The 25,791-nt window shown below is 59.5% G+C and carries 24 protein-coding genes; 10 read left to right on the top strand and 14 right to left on the bottom strand.

All coding sequences use genetic code 11. From position 1 onward, the window contains the following. The first annotated feature begins 318 nt into the window (after positions 1-318). Entirely contained in the window at positions 319-552 is a 234-nt protein-coding gene (locus AC3IX1_RS00460; RefSeq protein WP_489386710.1) for a DUF1161 domain-containing protein, read from the top strand. A gap of 4 nt (positions 553-556) precedes the next feature. Here AC3IX1_RS00460 and AC3IX1_RS00455 read toward each other — a convergent pair whose 3' ends face one another. Further along, complete coding sequence (locus AC3IX1_RS00455; protein ID WP_489317829.1) at positions 557-976, bottom strand: PA0061/PA0062 family lipoprotein; 420 nt, start codon at positions 974-976, stop codon at positions 557-559. Positions 977-1,016: 40 nt separating this feature from the next. Beyond that, positions 1,017-1,439 (bottom strand): PA0061/PA0062 family lipoprotein, encoded by a 423-nt coding sequence (locus AC3IX1_RS00450; RefSeq protein ID WP_489386709.1) that lies wholly within the window; start codon positions 1,437-1,439, stop codon positions 1,017-1,019. A gap of 59 nt (positions 1,440-1,498) precedes the next feature. Between AC3IX1_RS00450 and AC3IX1_RS00445 the strand changes: the two genes are divergently transcribed. Further along, positions 1,499-2,596, top strand: coding sequence for an aminopeptidase (locus AC3IX1_RS00445; RefSeq protein ID WP_489386708.1), 1,098 nt, complete (start codon positions 1,499-1,501; stop codon positions 2,594-2,596). On the opposite strand, the gene AC3IX1_RS00440 is transcribed toward AC3IX1_RS00445, so the two are convergent. From AC3IX1_RS00440 to AC3IX1_RS00430, 3 genes are all read right to left on the bottom strand, one after another. Further along, positions 2,578-3,807: a nucleoside recognition domain-containing protein gene (locus AC3IX1_RS00440; RefSeq protein ID WP_489386707.1), complete on the bottom strand. Its 1,230-nt coding sequence runs from the start codon at positions 3,805-3,807 to the stop codon at positions 2,578-2,580. The genes AC3IX1_RS00445 and AC3IX1_RS00440 overlap by 19 nt on opposite strands. Before the next feature lie 204 nt (positions 3,808-4,011). Continuing rightward, positions 4,012-5,343, bottom strand: a complete 1,332-nt coding sequence (gene gltP, locus AC3IX1_RS00435) for a glutamate/aspartate:proton symporter GltP (protein ID WP_489386706.1) — start codon at positions 5,341-5,343, stop codon at positions 4,012-4,014. 793 nt (positions 5,344-6,136) lie between these two features. Continuing rightward, positions 6,137-6,301, bottom strand: a complete 165-nt coding sequence (locus AC3IX1_RS00430; RefSeq protein WP_489386705.1) for a DUF1328 domain-containing protein — start codon at positions 6,299-6,301, stop codon at positions 6,137-6,139. A gap of 502 nt (positions 6,302-6,803) precedes the next feature. On the opposite strand from AC3IX1_RS00430, the gene algB reads away from it, so the two are divergent. Continuing rightward, the gene (algB, locus tag AC3IX1_RS00425) at positions 6,804-8,150 is read left to right on the top strand and encodes a sigma-54-dependent response regulator transcription factor AlgB (protein ID WP_489386704.1); all 1,347 of its coding nucleotides are present in this window, start codon (positions 6,804-6,806) and stop codon (positions 8,148-8,150) included. 10 nt (positions 8,151-8,160) lie between these two features. Next, on the top strand, positions 8,161-9,951 hold the full coding sequence (locus AC3IX1_RS00420) for a KinB sensor domain-containing domain (protein ID WP_489386703.1): 1,791 nt from the start codon (positions 8,161-8,163) through the stop codon (positions 9,949-9,951). 7 nt (positions 9,952-9,958) lie between these two features. Here the strand turns inward: AC3IX1_RS00420 and AC3IX1_RS00415 are convergent, their stop codons facing one another. The 7 genes from AC3IX1_RS00415 to AC3IX1_RS00385 all read right to left on the bottom strand — a co-directional run bounded on the left by AC3IX1_RS00415 (position 9,959) and on the right by AC3IX1_RS00385 (position 17,172). After that, positions 9,959-11,572 (bottom strand): EAL domain-containing protein, encoded by a 1,614-nt coding sequence (locus AC3IX1_RS00415; protein ID WP_489386702.1) that lies wholly within the window; start codon positions 11,570-11,572, stop codon positions 9,959-9,961. Between the two features lie 76 nt (positions 11,573-11,648). Continuing rightward, positions 11,649-12,428 carry an N-acetylmuramoyl-L-alanine amidase gene (locus AC3IX1_RS00410; RefSeq protein ID WP_489386701.1) on the bottom strand — a complete coding sequence of 260 codons (780 nt, stop codon included), beginning with the start codon at positions 12,426-12,428 and terminating at the stop codon, positions 11,649-11,651. Between the two features lie 103 nt (positions 12,429-12,531). After that, a complete protein-coding gene (locus AC3IX1_RS00405) occupies positions 12,532-14,475 on the bottom strand; it encodes a GGDEF domain-containing protein (RefSeq protein ID WP_489386700.1) in 1,944 nt (647 codons plus the stop codon). Continuing rightward, positions 14,472-15,350, bottom strand: a complete 879-nt coding sequence (locus AC3IX1_RS00400) for an endonuclease/exonuclease/phosphatase family protein (RefSeq protein ID WP_489386699.1) — start codon at positions 15,348-15,350, stop codon at positions 14,472-14,474. The genes AC3IX1_RS00405 and AC3IX1_RS00400 overlap by 4 nt, the downstream gene beginning before the upstream one ends. A 14-nt stretch (positions 15,351-15,364) precedes the next feature. Next, the gene (locus tag AC3IX1_RS00395; protein ID WP_489386698.1) at positions 15,365-16,006 is read right to left on the bottom strand and encodes a thiol:disulfide interchange protein DsbA/DsbL; all 642 of its coding nucleotides are present in this window, start codon (positions 16,004-16,006) and stop codon (positions 15,365-15,367) included. A 200-nt stretch (positions 16,007-16,206) separates the two neighbouring features. After that, a complete protein-coding gene (locus AC3IX1_RS00390) occupies positions 16,207-16,836 on the bottom strand; it encodes a c-type cytochrome (protein ID WP_489386697.1) in 630 nt (209 codons plus the stop codon). Positions 16,837-16,881: 45 nt separating this feature from the next. Then, on the bottom strand, positions 16,882-17,172 hold the full coding sequence (locus tag AC3IX1_RS00385; RefSeq protein ID WP_008002190.1) for a c-type cytochrome: 291 nt from the start codon (positions 17,170-17,172) through the stop codon (positions 16,882-16,884). Positions 17,173-17,363: 191 nt separating this feature from the next. Between AC3IX1_RS00385 and yihA the strand changes: the two genes are divergently transcribed. Continuing rightward, positions 17,364-18,008, top strand: coding sequence for a ribosome biogenesis GTP-binding protein YihA/YsxC (gene yihA / locus AC3IX1_RS00380; RefSeq protein WP_046042671.1), 645 nt, complete (start codon positions 17,364-17,366; stop codon positions 18,006-18,008). Between the two features lie 423 nt (positions 18,009-18,431). Here the strand turns inward: yihA and polA are convergent, their stop codons facing one another. Further along, positions 18,432-21,236, bottom strand: coding sequence for a DNA polymerase I (gene polA / locus AC3IX1_RS00375; RefSeq protein WP_489386696.1), 2,805 nt, complete (start codon positions 21,234-21,236; stop codon positions 18,432-18,434). Positions 21,237-21,310: 74 nt separating this feature from the next. Here polA and AC3IX1_RS00370 point away from each other — a divergent pair, with 74 nt between their 5' ends. Beyond that, positions 21,311-21,598, top strand: a complete 288-nt coding sequence (locus tag AC3IX1_RS00370; RefSeq protein WP_046042673.1) for a DUF2782 domain-containing protein — start codon at positions 21,311-21,313, stop codon at positions 21,596-21,598. A 60-nt stretch (positions 21,599-21,658) separates the two neighbouring features. After that, a complete protein-coding gene (locus tag AC3IX1_RS00365; RefSeq protein WP_489386695.1) occupies positions 21,659-22,609 on the top strand; it encodes a homoserine kinase in 951 nt (316 codons plus the stop codon). 126 nt (positions 22,610-22,735) lie between these two features. Here the strand turns inward: AC3IX1_RS00365 and znuA are convergent, their stop codons facing one another. Then, positions 22,736-23,665: a zinc ABC transporter substrate-binding protein ZnuA gene (gene znuA / locus AC3IX1_RS00360; RefSeq protein ID WP_489386694.1), complete on the bottom strand. Its 930-nt coding sequence runs from the start codon at positions 23,663-23,665 to the stop codon at positions 22,736-22,738. Between the two features lie 66 nt (positions 23,666-23,731). Between znuA and zur the strand changes: the two genes are divergently transcribed. The 3 genes from zur to znuB are packed head-to-tail and all read left to right on the top strand — an operon-like array spanning position 23,732 to position 25,780. Beyond that, a complete protein-coding gene (gene zur, locus AC3IX1_RS00355; RefSeq protein ID WP_056726713.1) occupies positions 23,732-24,214 on the top strand; it encodes a zinc uptake transcriptional repressor Zur in 483 nt (160 codons plus the stop codon). Further along, a complete protein-coding gene (gene znuC, locus AC3IX1_RS00350) occupies positions 24,214-24,999 on the top strand; it encodes a zinc ABC transporter ATP-binding protein ZnuC (protein ID WP_007989407.1) in 786 nt (261 codons plus the stop codon). The genes zur and znuC overlap by 1 nt, the downstream gene beginning before the upstream one ends. After that, a complete protein-coding gene (znuB, locus tag AC3IX1_RS00345) occupies positions 24,992-25,780 on the top strand; it encodes a zinc ABC transporter permease subunit ZnuB (RefSeq protein WP_489386693.1) in 789 nt (262 codons plus the stop codon). Before znuC ends, znuB begins: the two co-directional genes overlap by 8 nt. Positions 25,781-25,791: the final 11 nt, after the last annotated feature.

Raw genomic sequence — 25,791 nt, 5'->3', positions numbered from 1 at the left:
ATGCAATGAGGGCATATACCCGAGTTTCAATAGCCCGGTAAGAAATCCCTCGAAAAAAGCGGATTGATCGGACAGGGCTGCCCGGTGTCCAAAGAGCTGAATGCGAAGATCAGCCTGGAGGCCACACTGGTCGGCTAGATTTTCGTTGAAAACAAAAGATCGCAGCCTTGCGCAACCTGCCGGAATCATTCGGTAGATGGTGCTCAAGTCTGCGATCTTTTTTGCGTCGCGACAGATTTGCCCGTTAAAACTGTGGTCGAATAAACGACAGCAGCGAAAACCCACGACTGTGCGTGCTGCCTCAAAGGAGCTTCAACCATGAAACGTTTTACCCTGGCGGTTATCTGTTGCGCACTGGCCACTTCGGCCCTTGCGGCACCGAAACCCTGCGAAGAACTCAAGGCCGAGATCGAAGCCAAGATCCAGGCCAGCGGCGTCTCTTCCTACACACTTGAAATCGTCACCAACGACGAGGTCCATGACCAGAACATGGTCGTGGGCTCGTGCGAAAACGGCACCAGGAAAATCATCTACCAGAAGAACGACCGCTGACCGCTCACATCAGGCAGTAGGATTCCCGGTCTTCAGCAACGATTTCGCGCTTGGCGTTGTACAGCCGGGCGCCGGGGGTAAATGCAATGGAGCGGCCTTCGAGCACATAACGCTGGCCGGCTTCGAAATGATCGTATTTGATGGTCAGGTAGCACAGCCGCTCAGAAGGGCCGCCCATCATGCCCAATCCGCCACCGGGTACTTCAAAGTCGAAACGCACGATCAGTTCATGGCTGCCCGGCGTGACCTCAAAAAAACGCCCGTCGCGCAGGCGTTGTTTATCCAGTCGTTCGGCCATCAATAACTTGTCGTTAGGGAAGGGCGTCGAGAACTCGACCCAGGCCATTTTTGGATTGGGTGTCGGCATCGGGCTTTGACAGCCCGCGACAACAGCGATGGCGAGTAACAGCATCAACCTGCGCATGATGGATGTCCCAAGGGATATACATCCAGCATAACGCCGATCAGGTGTGTTGACAGCCTGCCGGCGTGCCGTGACCAATCACCTTGTGCTGTTGATCGTAGAGTTTCGCCCAAGGCCGAAAGCCGATGTTCCCCGCCTGTAGCTGATAACGCTCACCCGCATTGAAGTCGCTGAATTTCACGTTCAACTGGCAATCGCGCCACAACGGCTCGGCGTCTGGGCCGATATTGGTGGGCTGGACCGCGAATTGGTAGCGGACCGTCAACTCATGGCTACCGGGATGAACCTGGAAATAGCGTTTATCGTCGGTGATCCTGTCATCGACCTCCAGCGCCTGCAACGCCGTATCTTCTTGCTTCGAGTCCAGGTCGATCCAGGCTTGCGCAGGATCATGGCGGGGTAATCCGAAACCGGCACAGCCGGCCAGCAACAACAGGCTTGCTGTCATTATCAACGTGCGCATAGCGGAGCTCCAGTCTGGCGGGATAGTCTTGCGGGAAGACTCTCCAAGGAAGAATTATTGTGATCAGGCCGCTTCCTAGCCTTGGGTTACTTGATCGCGTTTTTCGCGTTTTGTTTCCGAGCCTGTTGTTTTTGTTGCTCAACGGCTGCACCAGCGCCAGCTATTACAGCCAACTGGCCAGCGGCCAACTGCAGTTGCTGCGGGCCAGGGAGCCGGTTTCCAGCGTGATTGCCGACCCGGAGCGCGATCAAAAACTGCGCACACACCTTGAGCAATCGCAAAAGGCCCGAACCTTCGCCAGCCAGCAATTGCACCTGCCGGATAACCAGAGTTACCGCTTGTACGCGGACATTGGGCGTCCCTTCGTCGTCTGGAATGTCTTCGCCACGCCGGAATTTTCCCTCAAGCCCGTAAACCACTGCTTCCCCATTGCCGGTTGCGTGGCCTATCGCGGTTACTACAGCCAGAGCGCAGCCCGCGGCGCAGCAGCTTTGCAACGCTTGCAAGGCATGGACGTGTCGATTGGCGGCGTCGAGGCCTATTCGACACTCGGCTGGTTCAACGACCCGATCATCAGTTCGATGATGGGCTGGGGGGATGAGCGACTGGCGACGTTGATCTTTCACGAGCTGGCCCATCAGCGTATCTATGTGAAGGACGACACGGAGTTCAACGAATCCTTCGCCACCTTCGTCGAGCAGGAAGGTACTCGCCAATGGCGCGCCTACCGCCAACTGCCACCGGACAACAATGCGCAGGCACGTCAGCGCGAACAGTTCACCGGGTTGGTGCTCAAGACCCGCACCCAACTGGAACAGCTCTACACCTTGCCGCTGCCAACCGAACAAATGCGCCAGCGCAAGGCGGCCGAGTTCGAGCGCTTGCGCAGCGAATACCGGCAATTGCGCGACAGTCAGTGGGCCGCCGACAAACGCTACGACGCCTGGATCTATGCCCCCATGAACAACGCCCGGCTATTGCCGTTTGGCTTGTATGACCAATGGGTGCCGGCTTTTGCCGCGCTGTTTCATCAGGAGAATGGCGACTGGCTTAAATTTTACGCCGCCGTGGAAAAGCTTGGCGCCTTGCCGACGGACGAGCGCAAGGCCGCGCTGAAGGCTTTGGCTGACGGAGCAGATCAACCAAAGAACCAGTAGCAAACCCCGATCGCACCCAGCACCCCGGCAAGCTCGGCCAACAATGCACAACCGACGGCATGGCGTGCACGCTGGATGCCCACGGCGCCGAAGTACACCGCCAGGACATAGAAGGTCGTTTCGGTACTGCCCTGGATCGTTGCCGCCACCAGCGCGGGGAAGCTGTCCACGCCCGAGGTCTTCATGGTTTCAATCAACATCGCCCGGGCGGCGCTACCGGAAAAGGGTTTGACCATTGCCGTGGGCAGGGCGTCAACGAAACGCGTGTCCCAACCAGCCCACTCCACCAGATGACGGATCCCGTCCAGACCGAAGTCCAGTGCCCCGGATGCCCGCAGAACACCCACCGCGCAGAGCATCGCCACCAGGTAGGGCAGCAGGTTCTTGGCGACGTCGAAACCCTCTTTGGCACCTTCAACGAAGGCCTCGTAGACCTTCACTTTGCGCAGCGCGCCGATCACTAAGAACAGCATGATCAAACCAAACAGCGTCAGGTTGCCGAGGATCGATGACAAGCCGGCCAGCGCAGTCGCCGAAAGGGTCGCCAGCAACGCCATGAAACCACCGAGGACGAGGGCGCCGGGGATCAGGTAGGCCAGCACCACGGGGTCCCAGATGCGCAGGCGCTGCATGAACGCTACCGACAGGAAGCCGACAATGGTCGAACAACTGGTCGCCAGCAGGATCGGCAGGAACACCAGCGTCGGGTCCGGCGCACCTTGCTGGGCGCGATACATGAAGATCGTCACCGGCAGCAGAGTCAGGGAGGAGGCGTTGAGCACCAGGAACAGGATCTGCGCGTTACTGGCGATGGTGTCGCTGGGGTTGAGTTCCTGCAGGGCCTTCATGGCCTTGAGGCCGATCGGTGTGGCGGCGTTGTCCAGACCCAGGCCATTGGCAGCAAAGTTCAGGGTGATCAGGCCGATGGCCGGATGACCCGGCGGGACTTCAGGCATCAGGCGCAAGAACAGCGGCCCCAGGGCCTTGGCCAGCCATTCGACGATCCCGGCCTTCTCGGCAATGCGCAAAAAACCCAGCCAGAGAGTGAGGGTGCCAAACAGCAGCACCATGACTTCGACCGACAGCTTGGCCATGGCAAAAATGCTTTCTACCATCGCCGCGAATATCCCGGCGTTGCCGCCAATCAGCCACTGCGCCAGCGCCGATACGGCTGCCACGATGAAGAAGCCAAGCCACAGGCCATTGAGCATCAGTCAAATCCCCCAAAAAGATCCGCGAATGATAGCGGGGTGGCCAGAAACGACAAACCCCGGATTTCTCCGGGGTTTGTTTGTTACTGCTGGCACTGCTCACTGTAGGAGCGAGCCTGCTCGCGATGAGGGCGGTACATTCAACATCTCAGTTGTTTGATATTGCGCTATCGCGAGCAGGCTCACTCCTACAGGGGATTTGTGTCAGTTGGTGGAAACTTCGCCGGCCGGCAGTTTTTCCTTGCTGCGCCAGTGCGGCAGGGAGTTCCAGTAACGCTGGCCTTTGGCGTCGTCGTACATGCCTTCCCAACGAGCGATAACCAGAACGGCCAGTGCGTTGCCGATCACGTTCAGTGCGGTACGGGCCATGTCCATGACGCGGTCGACACCGGCGATGAACGCCAGGCCTTCCAGAGGAATACCGACGCTGCCCAGGGTAGCCAGCAGTACCACGAAGGACACGCCCGGTACGCCGGCGATGCCTTTGGAGGTGACCATCAAGGTCAGCACCAGCAGCAGTTGCTGGCTGATCGACAGGTCGATGCCATACAGCTGGGCAATGAAGATCGCCGCAATGCTTTGATACAGGGTCGAACCGTCGAGGTTGAACGAGTAACCGGTCGGCACCACGAAGCTGCAAATGGCTTTCGGCGCGCCGTAGGCTTCCATCTTCTCGATCACGCGCGGCAGCACGGTTTCGGAGCTGGCGGTGGAGTAGGCCAGTACCAGCTCATCCTTGAAGATGCGCATCAGCTTGATCACCGAGAAGCCGAACAGGCGAGCGATCAGGCCCAGGATCACGAAAGCGAAGAAGGCGATGGCGACGTAAACCAGGATCACCAGTTTGGCCAGCGGTATCAGCGACGCAAAGCCGAAGTTGGCTACGGTCACCGCGATCAGCGCGAACACGCCGATCGGAGCGTAGTTCATGATCATGTGAGTGACCTTGAACATGCTTTCCGATACGCCCTGGAACATCTTCACCAGCGGCTCGCGCAGGTCCGCCTGCAGGCTCGACAAACCGAGACCGAACAATACAGAGAAGAAGATGATCGGCAGCATTTCGCCGCGAACCATGGCCGCAAAGATGTTCGACGGGATCAGGTTGAGGATGGTTTCGATGAACGCGTGTTCATGCTGAACCTCGGCCGCCGTAGCCTGGTACTTGGAAATGTCCACAGTGCCCAGGGTGCTCATGTCGATGCCGGCACCCGGATGGAACAGGTTGGCCAGCAGCAGGCCAACCACGATGGCGATGGTGGTGACGATCTCGAAGTAAATGATGGTCTTGAAGCCGATACGCCCCAGCTTCTTGGCGTCACCGACGCCGGCAATGCCAACGATCAAAGAGGAGATGACGATCGGGATCACGATCATCTTGATCAGACGGATAAAGATATCGCCTGCCGGTTGCAGGACGTTGCTGATCCACCAGGCTTTTTCGGCACTGAAATGGTTGAGCAGCGCACCGATTGCAATCCCCAATACCAGACCGATGAGGATCTGCCAGGCGAGGCTAAGCTTTGCCTTCTTCATATCTTTACCCTTACTTGTTGTTTGACTCAGGGAGATGCGCGAACTGGAACGCTTGTGGCGAAAAAGTCCAGTGCATCTTCCCCCCGTATAAGGTGCCCCGGAGCGCGTGTTTGCGGCTCTCTGGCAGGCGAAAAAAGGCGCAACTATTCCGATGCAAGGGAGCGCCGTCTAATGCCGTAAACGCCTACCCTATGCCGAATCGGCATGAGGTTTTTTTAGCGAAACGCGCGTCCCAACCGGTTCGAATACGACATTTCGGCAGGCATAAGTGCCGTGAACCGGTCATTACAGAGCAGATTGAATGTTTTTTGAGCAGTGGCCGAGCATTGATTTTTCAGCAAAATCCCGCAGGACGAAGGGAAAAATCGCGGCCAAAGAAAGGTGATTTTTCTCGATATACGGTCGCAGATGAAACACCGGGAAAAGTATTTTCCGACGTAACAAGGACAAGGACGAGATAACAGTGATGAAATCGAGACGAGCGCTCTATTTCAAGGTGTTGCTTGATCAAGCCCTCCGCAAGCCCGTCGAGCCTTGGCAGTCCGGCGAACTTGCGCAGTAGCTTTTCCTGACCCGGCCCTTGCGCGGGTACTCCCTGTACCCGTAGGTCACTCCGCCCCTGAAACAGGCAGAACGTCCCGACCCCTTGGTCATGCGCCAGCCTTCCTCAGGTGACGCAGGTGGAAAGAGGCGCTGTGGCCTCCTTCATGTGCGAACCCGGTACCCGTTCGGATCTTTCTTCAGTTGCTCCATCAACAGGGCGGCTGCCAGTGCCTTGAACAAACCCTTCATGTCAGCCTCGACCGCGACGGCCAAAGAAGAAGGAAGCAACGAACATCACCAGGAACACGACAAACAGAATCTTGGCGATACCTGTGGCGGTGCCCGCGATACCACCGAAGCCCAGTACGGCAGCGATGATGGCGATGACCAGGAATGTGATTGCCCAACTCAACATGGTAATTCTCCTTACGCTTGTGTTTAGAGGTGCTGCGTTTCCCGGCGCATCGGATGCGCGGTAATCCTGAAGCGCCTACCACTCGGGTTGGCATTCAATAGCGGGTGATTGTTTTTGAACTCCCGGTTAACCAGACAATTGCAGAGCGCATGCCAGCTTTTATTCGAATTAATTATCTTTAATATCAATGACTTATGAACATCAAAGAAATCATTTCGCGCGCATCCTGCACGATGCCACTTGTGCAGTCGTGCGTATTGCACGACTGGTTTAAAGGAAGGCATAAACTTTTTGAATTGAGAGGAGGGTGCGGAGGTCAGAAATTCACGCTGGCCGCAGGCAGAAACCGGGTATCAATTAAAGGACCCGCAAAATCAGGTGGCTAACCGATGCATCGGATGAGAGCTACCCTGCCATGACAGGAAAGGCTCAGAATCAATCATGCAACTTGCCCGATTTCTCCGGGACTAAATAAAGATCATTCATTAAGGAGCGTAGGAAAATGGAATCCGCCACTGAGCATCAAGGCCGCATTCTGCTGGTGGATGATGAGTCCGCCATCCTGCGTACATTCCGTTACTGCCTCGAAGACGAAGGCTACAACGTGGCCACCGCCACCAGCGCCGCGCAGGCAGAAGCCCTGTTGCAACGGCAGGTCTTCGACCTGTGCTTCCTCGATTTGCGTCTGGGTGAAGACAACGGCCTCGATGTGCTGGCCCAGATGCGTATTCAGGCGCCCTGGATGCGGGTGGTGATCGTCACTGCTCACTCAGCCGTCGACACGGCGGTGGATGCGATTCAGGCCGGGGCCGCCGACTATCTGGTCAAACCGTGCAGCCCCGATCAATTGCGCCTGGCAACCGCCAAGCAACTGGAAGTGCGGCAACTGTCGGCGCGACTGGAAGCCCTGGAAGGCGAGGTGCGCAAGCCCAAGGACGGTCTGGATTCCCACAGCCCGGCCATGAAAGTGGTACTCGAAACCGCCCGCCAGGTTGCCACGACCGATGCCAACATCCTCATTCTTGGTGAGTCCGGTACCGGCAAGGGCGAACTGTCCCAAGCCATTCACGGCTGGAGCAAGCGCGCGAAGAAATCCTGCGTCACGATCAACTGTCCATCGCTGAGCACCGAGCTCATGGAAAGCGAACTCTTCGGCCACAGCCGCGGCGCCTTCACCGGTGCCAGCGAAAGTACCTTGGGGCGAGTCAGCCAGGCCGACGGCGGGACACTGTTTCTCGACGAGATCGGCGACTTTCCCCTCGCATTGCAGCCGAAGTTGCTGCGCTTTATTCAAGACAAGGAATATGAGCGCGTCGGTGATCCGGTGACCCGCCGTGCCGATGTGCGCATCCTTGCGGCCACCAACCTCAACCTTGAGGACATGGTGCGCGATGGTCGTTTCCGTGAAGACCTGCTCTATCGCCTGAATGTCATTACCTTGCACCTGCCACCGCTACGCGAACGCCACGAAGATATTCTCAACCTCGCCGATCGTTTCCTGGCGCGCTTCGTCAAGGAGTACGCCCGTCCCGCACGCGCCTTCAGCGACGAGGCCCGGGAAGCGCTGCTGAGTTATCGCTGGCCGGGCAACATCCGTGAGCTGCGCAACGTGATCGAGCGGGCGAGCATCATCTGTCCGCAGGAGCGGGTCGAGATCAGTCATCTGGGCATGGCTGAAACCCCGGTCAATAATGCACCGCGCATCGGTGCGGCACTGAGCCTGGATGAGCTGGAAAAGGCTCACATCGGCGCGGTCCTCGCCACTGCCGACACCCTGGATCAAGCGGCGAAAACCCTGGGCATCGACGCTTCGACGCTGTACCGCAAACGCAAGCAGTACAACTTGTGAGCAATAGCCGATGAAACTGGCAATGAAGTTGCGGACCCGGCTGTTCCTGAGCATTTCCGCACTGATCACCGTCGCGTTGCTCGGGCTCTTGCTCGGGCTGGTCAGCGTGATGCAGATGGCCGGCAGCCAGGAAGCACTGATTCGCAGTAACTTCATCACCCTGGACCTGGGCCTCAAGCTGCGTCAGACCTTGGGTGATCAACTGATCATCATGCTCGGCGAGAAGCCTGACTCCGCCGCTTTCGCCGCCTCGAAGCAGCATTACTTCGAACTGCTGGAGGAAGGCATCGCCCAGGAGCCGGCGGAAACCGCAAGCGAGCACGGCTTCAGAAAAGCCAGGGCCGACTACGAGAGCTTTATCCAGGCTTATGAAACCTCGCCGGACCCATCGAAGGTGCTCAGCAGCCACGACAATCTGACGGAAAAATTCAATACGCTACGCAATGGCCTGATCGCCGAGCACAAGCGCGCGCTGGATAACATCAGCGATACCGAACGCCAGGCCCGGGAGCAGGCGCTGCTGATTGCCGGCTTGCTTGGCCTGGTTGGGCTGGCGGTGCTGATCATCGGCTTCGTGACCGCGCAAGCCATTGCCCGGCGTTTCGGGGAGCCCATCGAGGCCTTGGCCAAGGCGGCGGACAATATCGGCCAGGGCAATTTCGATGTCACCCTGCCGATCTCTTCGGCGATGGAACTGAACCAGCTGACCCGGCGTTTCGGGATCATGGCCCAGGCACTGCGTGAACATCAGGCCACCAACGTCGATGAGCTGCTGGCCGGTCAGCAGCGATTGCAGGCCGTACTCGACAGCATCGACGACGGGCTGCTGATGATCGACCGCCAGGGCCATCTGGAACACCTTAACCCTGTAGCCCAGCGTCAGTTGGGCTGGGAGTCCGATCGTCTGGGTCAGGGGTTGGGCACGGCGCTGGAGCGCCCCGAGCTCGATGAGCAGCTGCAACTGGTGCTGCGCGGCGGCACGCTGGAGCGGGCGCCGGAAGACTTGAGTGTCGAAGTCGATGGCGAGTCGAGACTGCTGACCTACAGCCTGACCCCGGTCAGCCATACCCAGGGCCATATCCTGGGTGCCGTGATGGTGCTGCATGACGTCACGGAACAGCGTGCCTTCGAACGGGTACGCAGCGAATTTGTATTGCGTGCCTCCCATGAGTTGCGCACACCGGTCACCGGCATGCACATGGCCTTCGGATTGTTCCGGGAGCGCACGCACTTTGCCCCGGATTCCCGGGAAGCCGACCTGCTCGATACCGTGAATGAAGAAATGCAGCGGCTGATGCAGCTGATCAACGATTTGCTGAATTTCTCCCGTTACCAGAACGGTTTGCAGAAACTCACCCTGACGCCGTGCGCCATAGAGACATTGCTGGAACAGGCTCGGTCACGCTTTGCCACGGCGGCCGAAGAGAAGGAAATCAATCTGCTGGTGGAAGTGCAGGGACCTTTGCCGCGGTTGCAGGCCGACCAGCCACATCTGGACCGGGTACTCGACAACTTGCTCGACAACGCCTTGCGTCACACCGGCTCCGGCGGATGGATACGCCTGCAAGCCCGGCGCCACGCTGACCGGGTCATCATCAGTGTCGAGGACAACGGTGAAGGCATTGCCTACGGTCAGCAGGGGCGGATCTTCGAGCCCTTCGTGCAGGTCGGACGCAAGAAGGGCGGGGCCGGGCTCGGACTGGCCTTGTGCAAGGAAATCGTGCAATTGCATGGCGGGCGGATAGGCGTCTATTCACGGCCGGGGCAGGGTACCCAGTTCTATATGACGCTGACCGTTTAGGACACCCTCACGCTTCATCATCCAGGCGCCGGCCTCCCCGACGCCGCCCCCGGGTAATCAATTCAGTGAACTGCACTGCGCTCAGCGCGCGGGCGAACAGCCAGCCCTGACCGAACTTCACGCCTTCACTGCACAGGAACGCAGCCTGGGCCTCATGTTCGATGCCCTCGGCAATCACCTTCAGGTGCAGTGACTGGGCCATGTGAATGATATGCGGGGCCACGCCGCTGCTGGCGGCGTCATGGCCCAGCGCATCAATGAACGCCTTGTCGATTTTCAGGCAATCGACCGGCAGGGTTTGCAAATAGGCGAGGCTGCAATAGCCGGTGCCAAAGTCATCGATCAACACCTGGTGCCCGACATCCCGCAGCGCTTGCAGGTTTTCCCGGGCCACCACCACATCGACCAGCCCGCGCTCGGTGACTTCAAAGGCAATTTGTCGCGCAGCGACGTGGTGCAGGGTCAGCAACCGCGCCATCACCTGGCCAATCCGCGGAACCATCACATCACACGCAGCGAGATTGACCGAGATGTACAGCTGCGGGTTGGCACGCAGCAACTGGCCGAGTTGCTCGAGCAGGCGTTGCAGGACGAAGTCCGTCATCTGGCGAATCTGCCCGGTGTTCTCTGCCATCGGAATGAACAGGTCGGGACTGGTCAGGGTACCGTCCGGCCTGCGCCAGCGCAGCAGGGCTTCAGCCCCGACACAGTTGCGGCTATCGAGGTCGAAGATCGGTTGGTACAGCACCTGCAACTCGCCGCGGCGAATCGCACCGGTCAGTTCGGCGTCCAGCGACTGCCGCTGGCGCACCAGCAGAAACACCAGGAACCCGACGCATGTGCCCAGCGCGAGGCTGGCCGGCAGTAACCACCACCAGACCGTCGGGATATGCATGCCGGTGCGCGGGCTGATCAACACCAATTGATATTCCGGGTTGTCGGTGGGCATGCGGTATATCAGGCGAGTCTGAGTGATTTGCAGCGCATCACGGTTTTTCGGTGGCCACGCCTCGGCCGGCGGCCATATCTGAGTAACGCCCAGCACCGGAATCGCCCGCGTGCCACGGTCAAGGACCACCAGCAGACTGCTGCCCGGCGACAGGTCGACCATGTCGGTCAAATGCCCGCGAGAGGTCGCGACCCGGAAATTCCCGCGCCCGAGCATCAGCGCCGCACGGTTTTCATCGGGTTCGGTGGTGGTGTTGAGCCAATAACTGTAGGTCGGGCCTTTGATGTCTGGCGATCGACTCAGCGACAGCCCTTCCTGGCGGGGGCGATTTGAGCAGATTCGCGAGGAATCCATGTAGGCGGCTTCATAGACGAAGCGATAGTTGAACGTCACCTGTTGCAAGGTTGCGATCATTTCAGCATCGCAACCGCGCAACGGTTGCGCTTCAAGATCATCAAGGCTTTCACGCAGTTGCCCGAAGAGCTGTTCCAGGCGGGCAAGGAAGCGCTCCCCCTGAGCATTCATTTCTTGGCTTTCATTCTGCTCGATCTGGTGTATGGCGACGAACAGGCTGCCGGCCATCAATAACGTTGCGCTCAAGACAGCAGACAGCAGCCCCAAAAACCAGGGGCGATGGAACCAACTACGGAGGGTCTCTCGAGCAGCAGTCATTGTGCAATATCCGAAGGATTACCAATGAGTTATAGCTGCTGATTGGAAAAAAGCCCTGACCGTCGGGCGGGCGTCATTATTTTGTCTGATTCAACACCAACAGTAGCGCGGCAGTTTGCGAATCCGGAGTGCCATCGAAGCGCGCCGGACGGAAATGCATCTGAAATGCCGCAATAACATGTCGTGTCGCGACATCGAGCTCACCGGTTTGTGGCGAGGCATACCCCAGGCGGGCCAACTGTGCCTGAAACCAGCTGATGCTCGGCAACTGCTCGGCGAACAACATTTGCTGGCGCGCCACCGACTGTTCATTCGGCCAAATGCCCAAGCCTTCGGCGGCCAGACGCTTCCAGGGGAACAGCGGCCCCGGGTCCAGCTTGCGCATGGGTGCGATATCGCTATGGCCAATGATCTCGCGAGGCTTTATGCCGTGGCGTTTGCTGATGTCCTTGAGTAGCACGATCAACGACTGGACCTGATCTTCGGTGTAGGGATACCACACGCGTCCGGTCGGGGTGTCCTTGAAGCCCGGGTTGACGATTTCGATACCGATGGAACTTGAATTCAGCCAGGTCCGGCCATCCCATTCGCTCTCGCCGGCATGCCAGGCGCGCACGTTTTCATCCATCAGCTTGTAGATGGTGGCGCCCTTGTCGTCACCAATCAGGTAATGACTGCTGACTTCGCCGTGGGTCAGCAGTTGCAGCGAACGCTCCAGCGAGGCGTTGGTGTAATGCACCACCACAAACTGCACGCGGCTGTCGTAATTGGCCGAAGGGTGGCTGGTGTCGAAACGGGGACCGCTGGCACAGCCGGCAAGCACAATCAGCGATACGATCAGAGCAAAATATTTCATGGTGAAAGGCAGTACACACAAGACAATAATGCAACAGTGTAACGTAATGCCTTGCGGGCTGACGGCAATCCCATCGAATTAAACAAAATGGAACAAATGATAGTCAGCCTGGTTCCACCCGGTTGCGGCCGGCATTTTTTGCGCGATACAGCGCCTGATCGGCTCTTTTCAGCACTTGATCGCCGTGCTCACCCGGCCTGAACGCCGACATTCCCATAGACACGGTGATGGTCACCGGCTCTCCCTTGAAGTGGAACGGACAGGCCTCGATCGAGGCCCGCAAGGCTTCCAGTAGCTTCAGCCCCGCCACCGGCACCGTGGCTGGCATCAACAGCACAAACTCTTCTCCGCCAAACCGGGCAATGAAATCCGTACCGCGCAGACGCTTGCGCAACACGCTGGCAATGATTTTCAGCACTTTGTCACCGGCCAGGTGCCCATAGTTATCGTTGATGCGCTTGAAATGATCGAGGTCGAGCATGGCCAGCAGCAGCGTGTTGCCATGTTGCTGCCATTGCTTGATCTCAAGATCCAGGCGCTCGCTCCAGGCCGCACGGTTGGGCAGGCCGGTCAACGGGTCGACCATTGCCTTCTGCCGTTGCTCCTCAAGGTGCTCGCGGTAACCCTGGGCCTCCTGCTCCATATGGGCAACCCGCTCGGCCAGGCTGTGCAGGCGCGCAGCGACCTCCTGCTCGCGTTCATCGCGCTGTTTCTGGTGTTGATCCATCGTGCCCAGCAAGCCTTCGAGATGGTTTTCCAGGACGTGCTTCAGATCGTCCAGGTCCGCCGCTTCCTGCATGCTGCTTTGCAGGCCATCGACCTGTTCGCGGATCTGCGTGTCCATCTGCCGCGCGGCCGAACGGTTGTCGGCGTGTCCTGCGGTGGCGGCCTGCAAGTTGCTCTGGAACGATTCGAGGCGCTCGTTCAGTCGTTGCAGATAGGCTTCGAACTCATGCTGGCCGCTGTCGGTAATGGCCAGCATCAACGTGGCGAAGTCGTCGAGGATTGGCAGCAATTCGTACCAGTTCAAGCCGTTTTTCAGACGATCGCGCATGGATTCGGCTTGCGGGCGATGACGCTCGGGCAATGTCAGGTCGTCGAGCAGCCCCAGCAGCGTGTCTTCGATGTGACTGGCCACCGAGCTGTAGGAGGGCTCGGGGGAGTCCGGGAGTGCGTAGAGAATGTCGTGTTCGGATTGCATCTGATCGGCGACGGCCACGCTCTCGGTAGCAATTGTCGGTATGGGCAGGCTATCCAGTGATGCTTGTGCGATTAGCTCGTCGGGGTTCGTTTCCGGCTCAGGAGGTGTCGCGATTAATTCCGGGGTCGGTTTCTCTGCTGATTCAATTTCTGCCGCGGCTGCACTGGCTGGTTGAGGCTCCTCGGCAGGAGGTACAAAAGCCTCGACTACCGGAGCAGGTGCAGCCACGACCGGGGGCGACTCGATAATCGCCGCCGGGCTCTCGGCTACAGGGGCGGCCGGTGCAAGAGAAGTCGCCGTTGATGCCACCGTCTCCTCTGCCTCACGACCACCGAACAACCGCTGCAGCAAGCCCGGCCGATCAGGCTCCGCCGGCATTTCCAGCTGGCTCAGTGCCTTGCCTTGCAAGCCACTCAGCTCGCTGAGCAGCAAGGGTATCTCACGTGCCTGACTGACCCGCGCCTCCAGCTGCCTGGCGAAACTCTTGAGTGGCCGGCTCACATCCCGTGGCAGCGGTAATGTTTGCAGTTGAGCGACCAGCGCAGACAGGGCGGCACTGGTCTGGTTGACCCGGGTTTCCCGACGCTGCTCCGAGTCGAGCACGGCTTTTTCCAGGCGTGGAATCAGCGCGGCCAGACCAGCGTCCATGTCGTCGGTGCGCACGACCTCGCGCATTTCCTTCATGCATTGGTCAACGGTGCGGTCAGTACCTTCCGCCGCCAGGGTGCTGCGCACCAGCCCGCGACGCAGCAAGTCGAGCCGCGCGTCCCAGCGACGTTCGAGCTTTTCCTGTTGTTCGATGCTTTTGAGGTATTTCTCTTTCCAGCGCTGTGCTTCGTCGCTCATTCAGGGGTTCCGCGAGGGGCAGGACTCAACGCGGGCAATGCATCGGCCGTGAGCGAACCCGGCAAACGAATCTCTACCGCGACCGGCAGGTGATCGGAAATGGGCTGTGCCAGCACCTCGACCTTTTCCAGGGTCAGGCTCGGGCTCAGCAGGATATGGTCCAGGCAGCGCTGTGGGCGCCAGCTGGGAAACGTCGCTTCCAGTTGCGGCGCGAGCAGGCCGAGATCGCGCAACGGGGAATGTTGCAGCAGGTCACTGGCATGGGTGTTCATGTCGCCCATCAGTACCTGATGCTTGTAGTCGCCAATCAACTCGCGGATGTAGGCCAGTTGCAGGCTGCGCGCCCGGGCGCCCAACGCCAGGTGCATCATGACCACCACCAGCGCTTCCGGGCCTTCGCCGAACCGTACCAGAATGGCTCCGCGACCCTTTGGCCCCGGCAACGGATGATCTTCAATTGCCCACGGGCGCAATCGGCTGAGCACGCCGTTGCTGTGCTGGGCCAGGCGACCGAGATTGCGATTGAGTTGTTGATACCAGTAGGGAAAGGCACCGAGATGGGCCAGGTGTTCGACCTGATTGACGTAGCCTGATCGCAGGCTGCCGCCATCGGCCTCTTGCAAGGCGACCAGATCGAAGTCGCCCAGCAGATTGCCGATTTTCTGCAGATTGTCGGCACGCCCGGTGTGCGGCAGCAGATGCTGCCAGCCCCGGGTCAGGTAATGCCGATAGCGCTCGGTACTGATGCCGACCTGGATATTGAAACTGAGCAAGCGCAGACGACTGTCTGCGGGCAGGCCCGTGGACTCCAGATGATGCTCGTTGACCCGCGGATCATGCAGGCCAACGATGCGTTCAGTACCCCATCGGCGCATGGCAGTGACTGCCCTTAGTTGGCGGCAGCCTTGTTAGCCGCTCGCTCTTTGTCGATCAGTTTGTCGGCCAGTTGCAGGGCCTGTTCGGCACCGCCGGCAGAACCCACGTCGAAGCGATACTTGCCGTTGACGATCAAGGTTGGAACACCGGTGATTTCATATTTTTTGGCCAATTCAGTGGCTTTGTTGATTTGGCCTTTGATGGCGAAAGAATCGAAGGTCGCCAGGAATTTATCCTTGTCGACGCCCTGTGTGGCCAGGAAATCTGCCATGTCATTCTTGTCGGTCAGCTTTTTATGTTCTTTCTGGATCGCTTCGAACACCGCAGTATGGACCTTGTGTTCGACACCCATCGCTTCGAGGGTCAGGAACATCTGGCCATGTGCATTCCAAGGGCCACCGAACATGGCGGGAATACGGACGAAGTTCACGTCGGAAGGCAGCTTCTCGACCCAAGGATTGATCACTGGCTCGAAGGCGTAGCAATGCGGGCAGCCGTACCAGAACAGCTCCACCACTTCGATCTTGCCAGGCACGGCGACCGGAACCGGATTGGTCAGTTCGACATAAGGTGCGGCGGGGGCGTCAGCGGCCTGGGCAGTCATGCCGAACAGGCTGGCAGCGGCAAAAACGGCGCTGATGATCAGATTACGCATGCTTCACTCCTGGACAAATTTTTTCGCCTCGCGCGACCTGTTATCAGACAGGTCCTGGCGGGCTTGAGTTCTGTAGTGTAACGGCAGCGGCCACAAAAAAGGGCGGCCAAAGCCACCCTTTTTATACTCGTTGCAACGGATTAATCGAGCGTTAACGTTGCAGGTGATAAGCACCCCGTTCAACGCCCGATCAGCCAGCCTTAGTGCAGGCCCTGAATGTAGCTGGACACCGCGGCGATGTCTTCGTCGCTCAGCTTCTTGGCAATGCTCTGCATGGGCTTGGTATCGCCGTCGTTGGTGCGGCCGCCTTCTTCCTTGCGGAAATCGACCAGTTGCTTGCCGACGTATTGAGCGTGCTGGCCACCCAAGTGCGGGAAACCGGCAGCCGCGTTACCTGCGCCATTTGGCGAGTGGCAACCGGTGCAGGATGGCAGGCCCTTGGCCAGGTCACCACCACGGAACAGGGCTTCACCGCGAGCGACGATCTTCGGATCGGCGGCACCGACGCTGCCTTTCTGGCTGGCGAAGTAGGCGGAGATGTCCGCCAGGTCCTGATCGCTCAGGTTGGTCAGCAGGCCGGTCATTTCCAGAACGGTGCGCTTGCCCGACTTGATGTCGTGCAATTGCTTGGTCAGGTAGCGTTCACCCTGACCTGCCAGTTTTGGAAAGTTTGGCGCCATGCTGTTGCCATCCGGGCCGTGGCAGGCGCCACAGACGGCGGCTTTGGCCTGGCCGGCTTTTGCATCACCCGGTTGTACTGCCTCACCTGCAGCATGGGCCATGCCGGAGATGCCCACGGTCAACAGCAGACTCACGATCAATTTCTTCATCAGCTAATCCAACTACGGCTAAGGGTTAAGAGTTATGGACCGGGCTTACTCGCTCATCCAAAGGATGATGGCTTGGTAATCCTCGGCACTGCAGTCCATGCACAAACCACGCGGCGGCATCGCCTTGAAACCCTGGGTCACGTGTTGCACCAGCGTCTCCATACCTTTCGCCAACCTCGGCGTCCAAGCTTCCTGATCGCCTTTTTTCGGCGCCATGGGGAGTTGGCCGGAATGACAGGCACCACAAACACGGTTGTACACAGCTTCCGGATCCTGTGTAGCCTGAGCGCTGTAAAGCGGCATCAAGACACCGGCAGCTAGCAGCCATTTCGTCATAAAACGACCTTTTCAGGGTTGAGAGCGAGCTGCGTTCTAGTGCGCAATCAAGGTCTGTCGCTCTCGTGAACTTCATCCTACGCTGGGACAAAGCGCACACAAAATCTGCGGCATTATATACTGGCGTCACTGAAACGGAAGCGACACTGCTTGCCGCACCCATTCCTGGCGCCGCCCACATCGGAAATCCCATGCAACTCAAGAATCCCATCCTCGGTCTGTGCCAACAGTCCACCTTCATGCTCAGCGCCGCCAAAGTCGACCAATGTCCGGATGACGAAGGCTTCGAAGTCGCCTTCGCCGGGCGTTCCAACGCCGGCAAGTCGAGTGCCTTGAACACCCTGACCCACGCCAGCCTGGCGCGCACCTCGAAAACCCCGGGGCGCACACAGCTGTTGAACTTCTTCAAGCTAGACGATGAACGCCGTCTGGTCGACCTGCCGGGTTACGGTTATGCAAAAGTACCGATCCCGCTCAAGCAACACTGGCAGCGTCACCTGGAGGCATATCTGGGTGGTCGCGAGAGTTTGAAAGGTCTGATCCTGATGATGGACATCCGCCATCCGATGACCGATTTCGACCTGCTGATGCTCGACTGGGCCGTGGCTGCCGGCATGCCGATGCACATTCTGCTGACCAAAGCGGACAAGCTGACCTATGGCGCGGCCAAGAACACGCTGCTCAAGGTTCAGGCGGAAATCCGCAAGGGCTGGGGCGATCTGGTGACAATCCAGCTGTTTTCGGCCCCGAAACGCATGGGCCTGGAAGATGCCTACACCGTACTGGCTGGCTGGATGGAGCTGGCGGACAAGGGTGCCGAAGCAGAAGCTCAGTAAGTGCCGAAAACTGCCTGCGGCGCACGCAGGCAGTTTTCTCTGGGCAAAAAAAACCCCGGGCTTCATATGGGGAGGGAGAAGTTCCGGGGTTGAAGCTCTAGACCGCTAGGGCGGGGTCCAGATATCTGCCAACACTTAACACAACATAGGAGCATCGAAGGGCTTCACCAGCCATTCAGTAACTCTGAGTGGTGGCGTGCAAGATTAGTTCAGATTTTTTTCAGATAGCTTTGAAATAACTCTGATAACCCTCCGGACCAAGCGGTTTTTTGCGCCCTTCTGCCGCGGCACTATGCCGCAACAGAACACGACAATTTTCTGTAGGAGCGAGCTTGCTCCGGGCGGCGTTCCGACGATGGAATTTCAGTCGAAATCGATGTGTCTGACACTCCATCGCGAGCAAGCTCGCTCCTACAAGAAGGCTCAGTGAGCCTCATCCCAATTATTTCCAACACCCACTTCGACCAGCAACGGCACATCCAGTTTTGCCGCCTCGCTCATGTGCACGCGAATTTCATCGCGAACCTGGTCGACCAGGTCTTCACGCACCTCGAGCACCAGTTCATCGTGCACCTGCAAGATGACTTTGGCGTCGAGGCCCGACGCGGTCAGCCAGTTATCCACCGCGACCATGGCTTTCTTGATGATGTCTGCAGCGGTGCCTTGCATCGGTGCGTTGATCGCCGTGCGTTCGGCGGCGGCGCGCTCTTGCGGCTTGTTGGAGTTGATGTCCGGCAGGTACAGGCGACGGCCGAAGAAGGTCTCGACATAACCTTGCTCGGCGGCCTGGGCACGCGTGCGGTCCATGTACTGGCGAACGCCGGGGTACCGGGCGAAGTAGGTATCGATGTAGGCCTTGGCGGTCTTGGTGTCGACACCGATGTCCTTGCCGAGTTTCTGCGCGCCCATGCCGTAGATCAGGCCGAAGTTGATCGCCTTGGCGCTGCGGCGCTGGTTGGAAGTCACTTCGGCCAGTTCGACCTTGAACACTTCGGCGGCGGTTGCGGTGTGTACGTCCAGATTGTGGCGGAAGGCGTTCATCAGTCCCTCATCCCGGGACAGGTGCGCCATGATCCGCAGTTCGATCTGCGAATAGTCCGCCGCCAGCAGCTTGTAACCGGTCGGGGCCACGAAGGCCTGGCGGATGCGCCGCCCTTCGGCGGTGCGCACCGGGATGTTCTGCAGGTTCGGATCGCTGGAGGACAGCCGCCCGGTGGACGCCACAGCCTGGTGGTACGAGGTATGGATCCGCCCGGTACGCGGGTTGATCTGCTCCGGCAGACGGTCGGTGTAGGTGCTTTTCAGCTTGCTCATGGAGCGGTATTCCATGAGCACTTTCGGCAATCGATAGTCGTCTTCCGCCAGTTTGGCCAGCACTTCTTCCGCGGTGGATGGCTGGCCCTTGGCGGTTTTCTTCAACACCGGCAGGCCGAGCTTCTCGTAAAGGATCACGCCAAGTTGCTTGGGCGAACCGAGGTTGAATTCCTCGCCGGCAATCTCGAAGGCTTCACGCTCCAGCGCCACCATCTTGTCGCCCAGCTCGATGCTTTGCACGCCCAACAAGGCGGCGTCGACGAATGCACCCTGGCGCTCGATACGCGCCAATACCGGCACCAACGGGATTTCGATGTCGGTCAGCACACTGGCCAGGCTTGGAATGGCCGAGAGCTTTTCGAACAGGGTCTGGTGCAGACGCAAGGTGATATCCGCATCTTCGGCGGCGTAAGGCCCGGCCTGCTCCAGGGCGATCTGATCGAACGTCAGCTGCTTCACGCCTTTGCCGGCGATGTCCTGGAAACTCACCGTGGTGTGGTCCAGATACTTCTGCGCCAGGCTGTCCATGTCATGGCGCGTGGCCGTGGAGTTGAGCACATAGGACTCGAGCATGGTGTCGAAGGCGATGCCACGCACGGTAATGCCATTGTCCTGATCGCCGCCGATGGCGCAGTTGGCCAGGATATTCATGTCGAACTTGGCGTGCTGGCCGACCTTGAGCTTGTTCGGATTTTCCAGAATCGGCTTGAGCGCGCGCAGGACCGTGTCGCGGTCCAGCTGCTGCGGCACGCCAATGTAGGAATGGGTCAATGGGATGTAGGCCGCTTCGTTGGCCTGAACTGCGAGCGACAGACCCACCAGTTGCGCCTGCTGCGCATCGATGCCGGTGGTTTCGGTGTCGAAGGCAAACAGCTTGGCGTTGTTCAGTTTTTCCAGCCAGGCATCGAACCGCGCTTGATCGAGGATGGTTTCATAGGCGACTTCAGCAGCGGCGGCCGGTGCTTCGGCCTCTGGTTCGCTGAACAGATCGGCGGCCGGTGCAGGCTCGGCGGCAGCGCTCAGTTCCAGGCGTTTGGCGTCGCGATCAAGGTCGTTCAGCCAGCTCTTGAACTCCAGCAGGGTGTACAGCTCGTAGAGTTTGGCCGGATCTTCAGGACCCATTTGCAAGTCGTCGAGCCCAACGTCCAGCGGCACGTCGACCTTGATGGTCGCCAGCTGATAGGAAAGGAAAGCCATTTCCTTGTGTTCTTCGAGCTTGGCCGGCAGGGTCTTGGCGCCGCGAATCGGCAGGGTCGGCACGATGTCGAGCTGCGCATAGAGCTCGGTCAGCCCCCCGTTCACACCGACCAGCAGGCCGGAAGCCGTCTTCGGGCCGATACCCGGAACACCCGGAATGTTGTCGGAAGAATCGCCCATGAGCGCCAGATAATCGATGATCTGCTCCGGAGCGACGCCGAATTTCTCCTTCACGCCCTCCACGTCCATGCTGCTACCGGTCATGGTGTTGACCAAGGTAATGTGACCGTCGACCAGTTGCGCCATGTCCTTGTCACCGGTGGAGATGATCACCGGACGATCCGCCGCCGCGCTGCTGCGGGCCAGGGTGCCGATCACGTCATCGGCCTCCACACCTTCGACGCACAGCAGCGGGAAGCCAAGGGCGATCACGCTCTGGTGCAGTGGCTCGATCTGCACGCGCATGTCGTCAGGCATGCTCGGACGGTTGGCCTTGTATTCGGCGTACATGTCATCGCGAAAAGTCCCACCCTTGGCGTCGAACACCACGGCGAACGGACTATCCGGATATTGCTTGCGCAGGCTCTTGAGCATGTTCAACACGCCCTTGACCGCACCGGTCGGCAGGCCTTTGGACGTGGTCAGCGGCGGCAGCGCGTGAAAGGCGCGATACAGGTAAGAAGAACCGTCCACCAGGACGAGGGGGGCTTGGCTCATGAGCAGGATCAACCTTTTCGGCGGGTCCGGCGCTAGAATAGCGGGACCGTTGACGACAAAGGGACAAGGTTATCATGCGCACACTAAATCGCCTGTTGCTGGCTGGCTTGTTTGCAATCACACCTTTGGCCGTCATGGCGGCGGATGACGCCCCATCGGCAGACCCGGATGTCACGATCCGCACGGAAGGAGACAAGCTCATTCAGGAGTACCGCCAAAACGGCTTCCTGTATGCGATCAAAGTCACTCCCAAAGGCGGCAAGCCATATTTTCTCGTGCGCGCCGACGGGTCGGACGGTAACTTCATCCGCTCGGATTACCCGGATATGCTGATTCCGGCGTGGGAAATTTTTAAATGGTAAGTCGTCCTTAACTTTAATCGGCGCCGGCTCAACAGCGGCGCCCGTACTGGCAGCTTAAACATGTCTGTGTTCACCCCCCTGGCTCGGCCCGAGCTGGAAGCTTTTCTCGCCCCTTATGGCCTCGGCCGCCTGCTTGATTTCCAGGGGATTGCCGCCGGTAGCGAAAATACCAATTTCTTTATCAGCCTGGAGCAGGGCGAATTTGTCCTGACCCTGGTCGAGCGCGGTCCGGTTCAGGAGATGCCGTTCTTCATCGAACTGCTCGACGTACTGCACGGCGCCGACCTGCCGGTGCCTTACGCCTTGCGCACCACCGACGGCGTGGCCTTGCGCGAACTGGCGGGCAAACCTGCGCTGCTGCAACCGCGCCTGGCCGGCAAGCACATCAAGCAAGCCAACGCGCAACATTGCGCGCAGGTGGGTGAGTTGCTCGGCCATCTGCACCTGGCGACCCAAGCCAACATGATCAAGCGCAAAACCGATCGTGGCCTGGACTGGATGCTGGAAGAGGGCACGCAATTTTTGTCGCACCTCGATGCCGAGCAGAAAGACCTGCTGCAACGAGCGCTGGAAGAAATCACCCGGCAAAAAGAAAAAATCCTGGCACTGCCGCGGGCGAATATTCACGCCGACCTGTTCCGCGACAACGCGATGTTCGAAGGCACTCACCTGACCGGGCTGATCGATTTCTACAACGCCTGCTCCGGGCCGATGCTCTACGACGTGGCGATTGCCTTGAACGACTGGTGCTCGGACGACGATGGCGTAATCAATGGACCGCGAGCGCGGGCCTTGCTGGGCGCTTACGCGGCCTTGCGACCGTTCACCGCCGCCGAAGCCGAGATGTGGCCGACCCTGCTGCGGGTGGCTTGCGTACGGTTCTGGTTGTCACGCTTGATCGCGGCGGAGTCGTTCGCCGGGCAGGATGTGTTGATTCACGATCCGATGGAGTTCCAGTTGCGTCTGGCGCAGCGCCAGACGGTCAATACGCCGTTGCCTTTCGCCCTTTAAATTGTGGCGAGGGGGCTTGCCCCCGTTGGGCAGCGAAGCGGCCCCCATGGATCTGTCTGATAGATCGCATGGGAGCGCTACGCGCTCCAACGGGGGCAAGCCCCCTCGCCACAGGTCTGGTGTCGGTTACAACGACTCCAGGCACCCCGCCAGATCATTCCCCAACTTTTCCAACAGCTGCTCATAGCCCTGAGCAGTCGCCGGCGTGTACCCGCCCAGCGCATCCAGTTCAGCCAGTTTCACCGGCAACCCCGCCACCAGGGTTTCCGCCAGGCGCGGCCGCAGCGGTGGTTCGCTGAACACGCAGGTCTTGCCGACTTCCTGCAAACGCGCGCGCATCGCCGCGACATGCTGGGCACCGGGTTGCACTTCGGCCGCGACGCTGAACACACCCACGTGCTTGAGGCCGTAGGCGTCTTCGAAGTAGTCGAAGGCTTCGTGGAAAACGAAGTAGGGCTTGCCCTGAACATCGGCCAGGCGTTTCTTCAGGCGCGCATCCAACGCATCGAGACGCTCGTCAAAGGCTTTCAGATTGCTCTGATAGCGCGTGGCATTTGCAGGATCGGCGGCACTCAGGTCAGCCGCCATTTTCGTGGCGATGACCCGGGCGTTGACCGGCGACAGCCACAGGTGCGCATCCAGGCTGCCCGGACGGTGATCGTGGTCGTGGTCGTCGGCTTCTTCGGCTTCTTCGGCGTGGGAGTGGCTATCTTCGGCAAATCGGCGCAGTTTCATGCCCGGCAAATCCTGCACGGCGACGTTGGGCAACGTACGACCATTGAGCACCCGTGGCAGGAAACCCTCCATGTCCGGGCCGATCCAGTACAGCAGGTCCACCGATTGCACCTTGCGTACGTCGGAAGGGCGCAACGCATAGTTATGCGGTGAGGCACCCGGTGGCAGTAAAACCTCGGGGATCGCCACGCCGTCCTGCACCGCCGCGGCGATCAACTGCAGTGGCTTGATGCTGGTCAGGACCTTGACCTCGGCTTGCGCCGAACCGATCAGCAGAAAACTTGCGATAAATGCGACAAAAACAGAAAAAAGTCGGGACACGATGACCACTCGAAGAGGCGAGAACGGGTAACATAATAACGTCTCTCACAAAACTCGTCGCCGCTCATGCTAAAAACACCGATCGCCAGCCGCCCCCACGACCACTCGCATTGCGTTCACAGCGCGTTGTCCGAGGCCGATGCCCTGTGCGCACGTCAAGGGCTGCGCCTGACCGCGTTGCGCCGGCGAGTGCTGGAACTGGTGTGGCAAAGCCACAAGCCCTTGGGTGCCTACGACATTCTCGCGGTTCTCAGCGAACAGGACGGCCGCCGTGCCGCGCCGCCGACGGTGTACCGCGCGCTGGATTTCCTGCTGGAAAACGGCTTGGTCCACCGGATTTCCTCGCTCAATGCCTTCATCGGCTGCAATCACCCTGAACATGCCCACCAGGGTCAGTTCCTGATCTGCCGTGCGTGCCACGCCGCGATCGAACTTGAGCAAAAATCCATCAGCGACGCAATCATCGCCAGCGCCAGGGATGTCGGGTTTGTCGTCGAAGGCCAGACCGTCGAAGTGGTCGGCCTCTGCTCGGGTTGCCAGGGGGCTTGATGAGCAACGCGCTGATCCGTCTTGAGCAGGTTGCCGTCACGTTCGCCGGGCAACCGGTGCTGGACAACATCGAGCTGAGCGTCGAGCCGGGGCAGATCGTTACCCTTATCGGCCCCAACGGTGCTGGCAAAACCACACTGGTGCGTGCCGTGCTCGGCCTGTTGAAACCGGACAGCGGCAGCGTCTGGCGCAAGCCGAAACTGCGGGTCGGTTACATGCCGCAGAAACTTCATGTCGATCCGACCCTGCCGTTGTCGGTCTTGCGTTTTTTGCGCCTTGTACCGGGCGTGGACCGTGCGATGGCTTTGGCGGCACTCAAGGAAGTCGGCGCCGAACAGGTGATCGACAGCCCGGTGCAAAGCGTTTCCGGTGGCGAAATGCAACGCGTGTTGCTGGCCCGTGCCTTGTTGCGCGAACCGGAACTGCTGGTACTCGACGAACCGGTGCAGGGTGTCGACGTGGCCGGCCAGGCCGAGCTGTACAGCCTGATCACCCGCCTGCGTGACCGTCATGGTTGCGGCGTGCTGATGGTCTCCCACGATTTGCATCTGGTGATGAGCACCACGGATCAGGTGGTTTGCCTCAATCGTCACGTCTGCTGCTCCGGCCATCCCGAGCAGGTCAGCGGCGATCCGGCTTTCGTCGAGCTGTTCGGAAAAAACGCACAAAGCCTGGCGATTTATCACCACCATCACGACCACGCCCACGACTTGCATGGCTCGGTGGTCAAGGCGCCCGCCTCGGGCCAACCCCATGTTCACGGAGATAGCTGCAAGCATGGCTGATTTTCTGCTCTACGCCCTGCTTGCAGGCTTGGCCCTGGCCGTTGTCGCAGGCCCGCTGGGCTCTTTCGTGGTCTGGCGGCGCATGGCCTATTTCGGCGACACCCTGTCCCACGCGGCATTGCTCGGCGTGGCCCTGGGCTTCCTGCTGGATGTCAGCCCGGCCGTTGCCGTGACCGTAGGCTGCTTGCTGTTGGCGGTGATGCTGGTGACCTTGCAACAACGCCAGCCGCTGGCATCCGACACGCTTTTGGGAATTCTCGCACCCAGCACGCTCTCTCTAGGCCTGGTGGTACTAAGCTTCATGCACGAAGTGCGGATCGACCTGATGGCCTATCTGTTCGGTGACCTGCTGGCGATCAGTCCGACCGATCTGGCCTGGATCCTTGGTGGCAGCGCTGCGGTACTGGCCTTGCTGGTTACGTTGTGGCGCCCATTGCTGGCGATCACGGTGCACGAAGAACTGGCCAGGGTCGAAGGCCTGCCGGTAGCGGGGTTGCGCCTGGCGCTGATGCTGTTGATCGCCGTAGTGATTGCCGTGGCGATGAAAATCGTCGGCGTATTGCTGATCACTTCGTTGCTGATCATCCCGGCGGCTGCGGCACAACGTCACGCCCGTTCGCCGGAGCAGATGGCACTGGGCGCGAGCCTGCTGGGCATACTCGCCGTGTGTGGCGGGCTGGCGCTGTCCTGGTTCAAGGACACCCCGGCCGGTCCGTCGATTGTGGTGACGGCCGCCGCCCTATTTCTGCTGAGTTTTGTTCTGCCCCGTCGAGGGGTGTAGACTTGCTCGTT

The sequence above is a fragment of the Pseudomonas sp. KH_046_2 genome, assembly GCF_057838985.1.
Note: the sequence above shows the minus strand (reverse complement) of the source record. Positions and strands in the feature narration are given on the sequence as shown.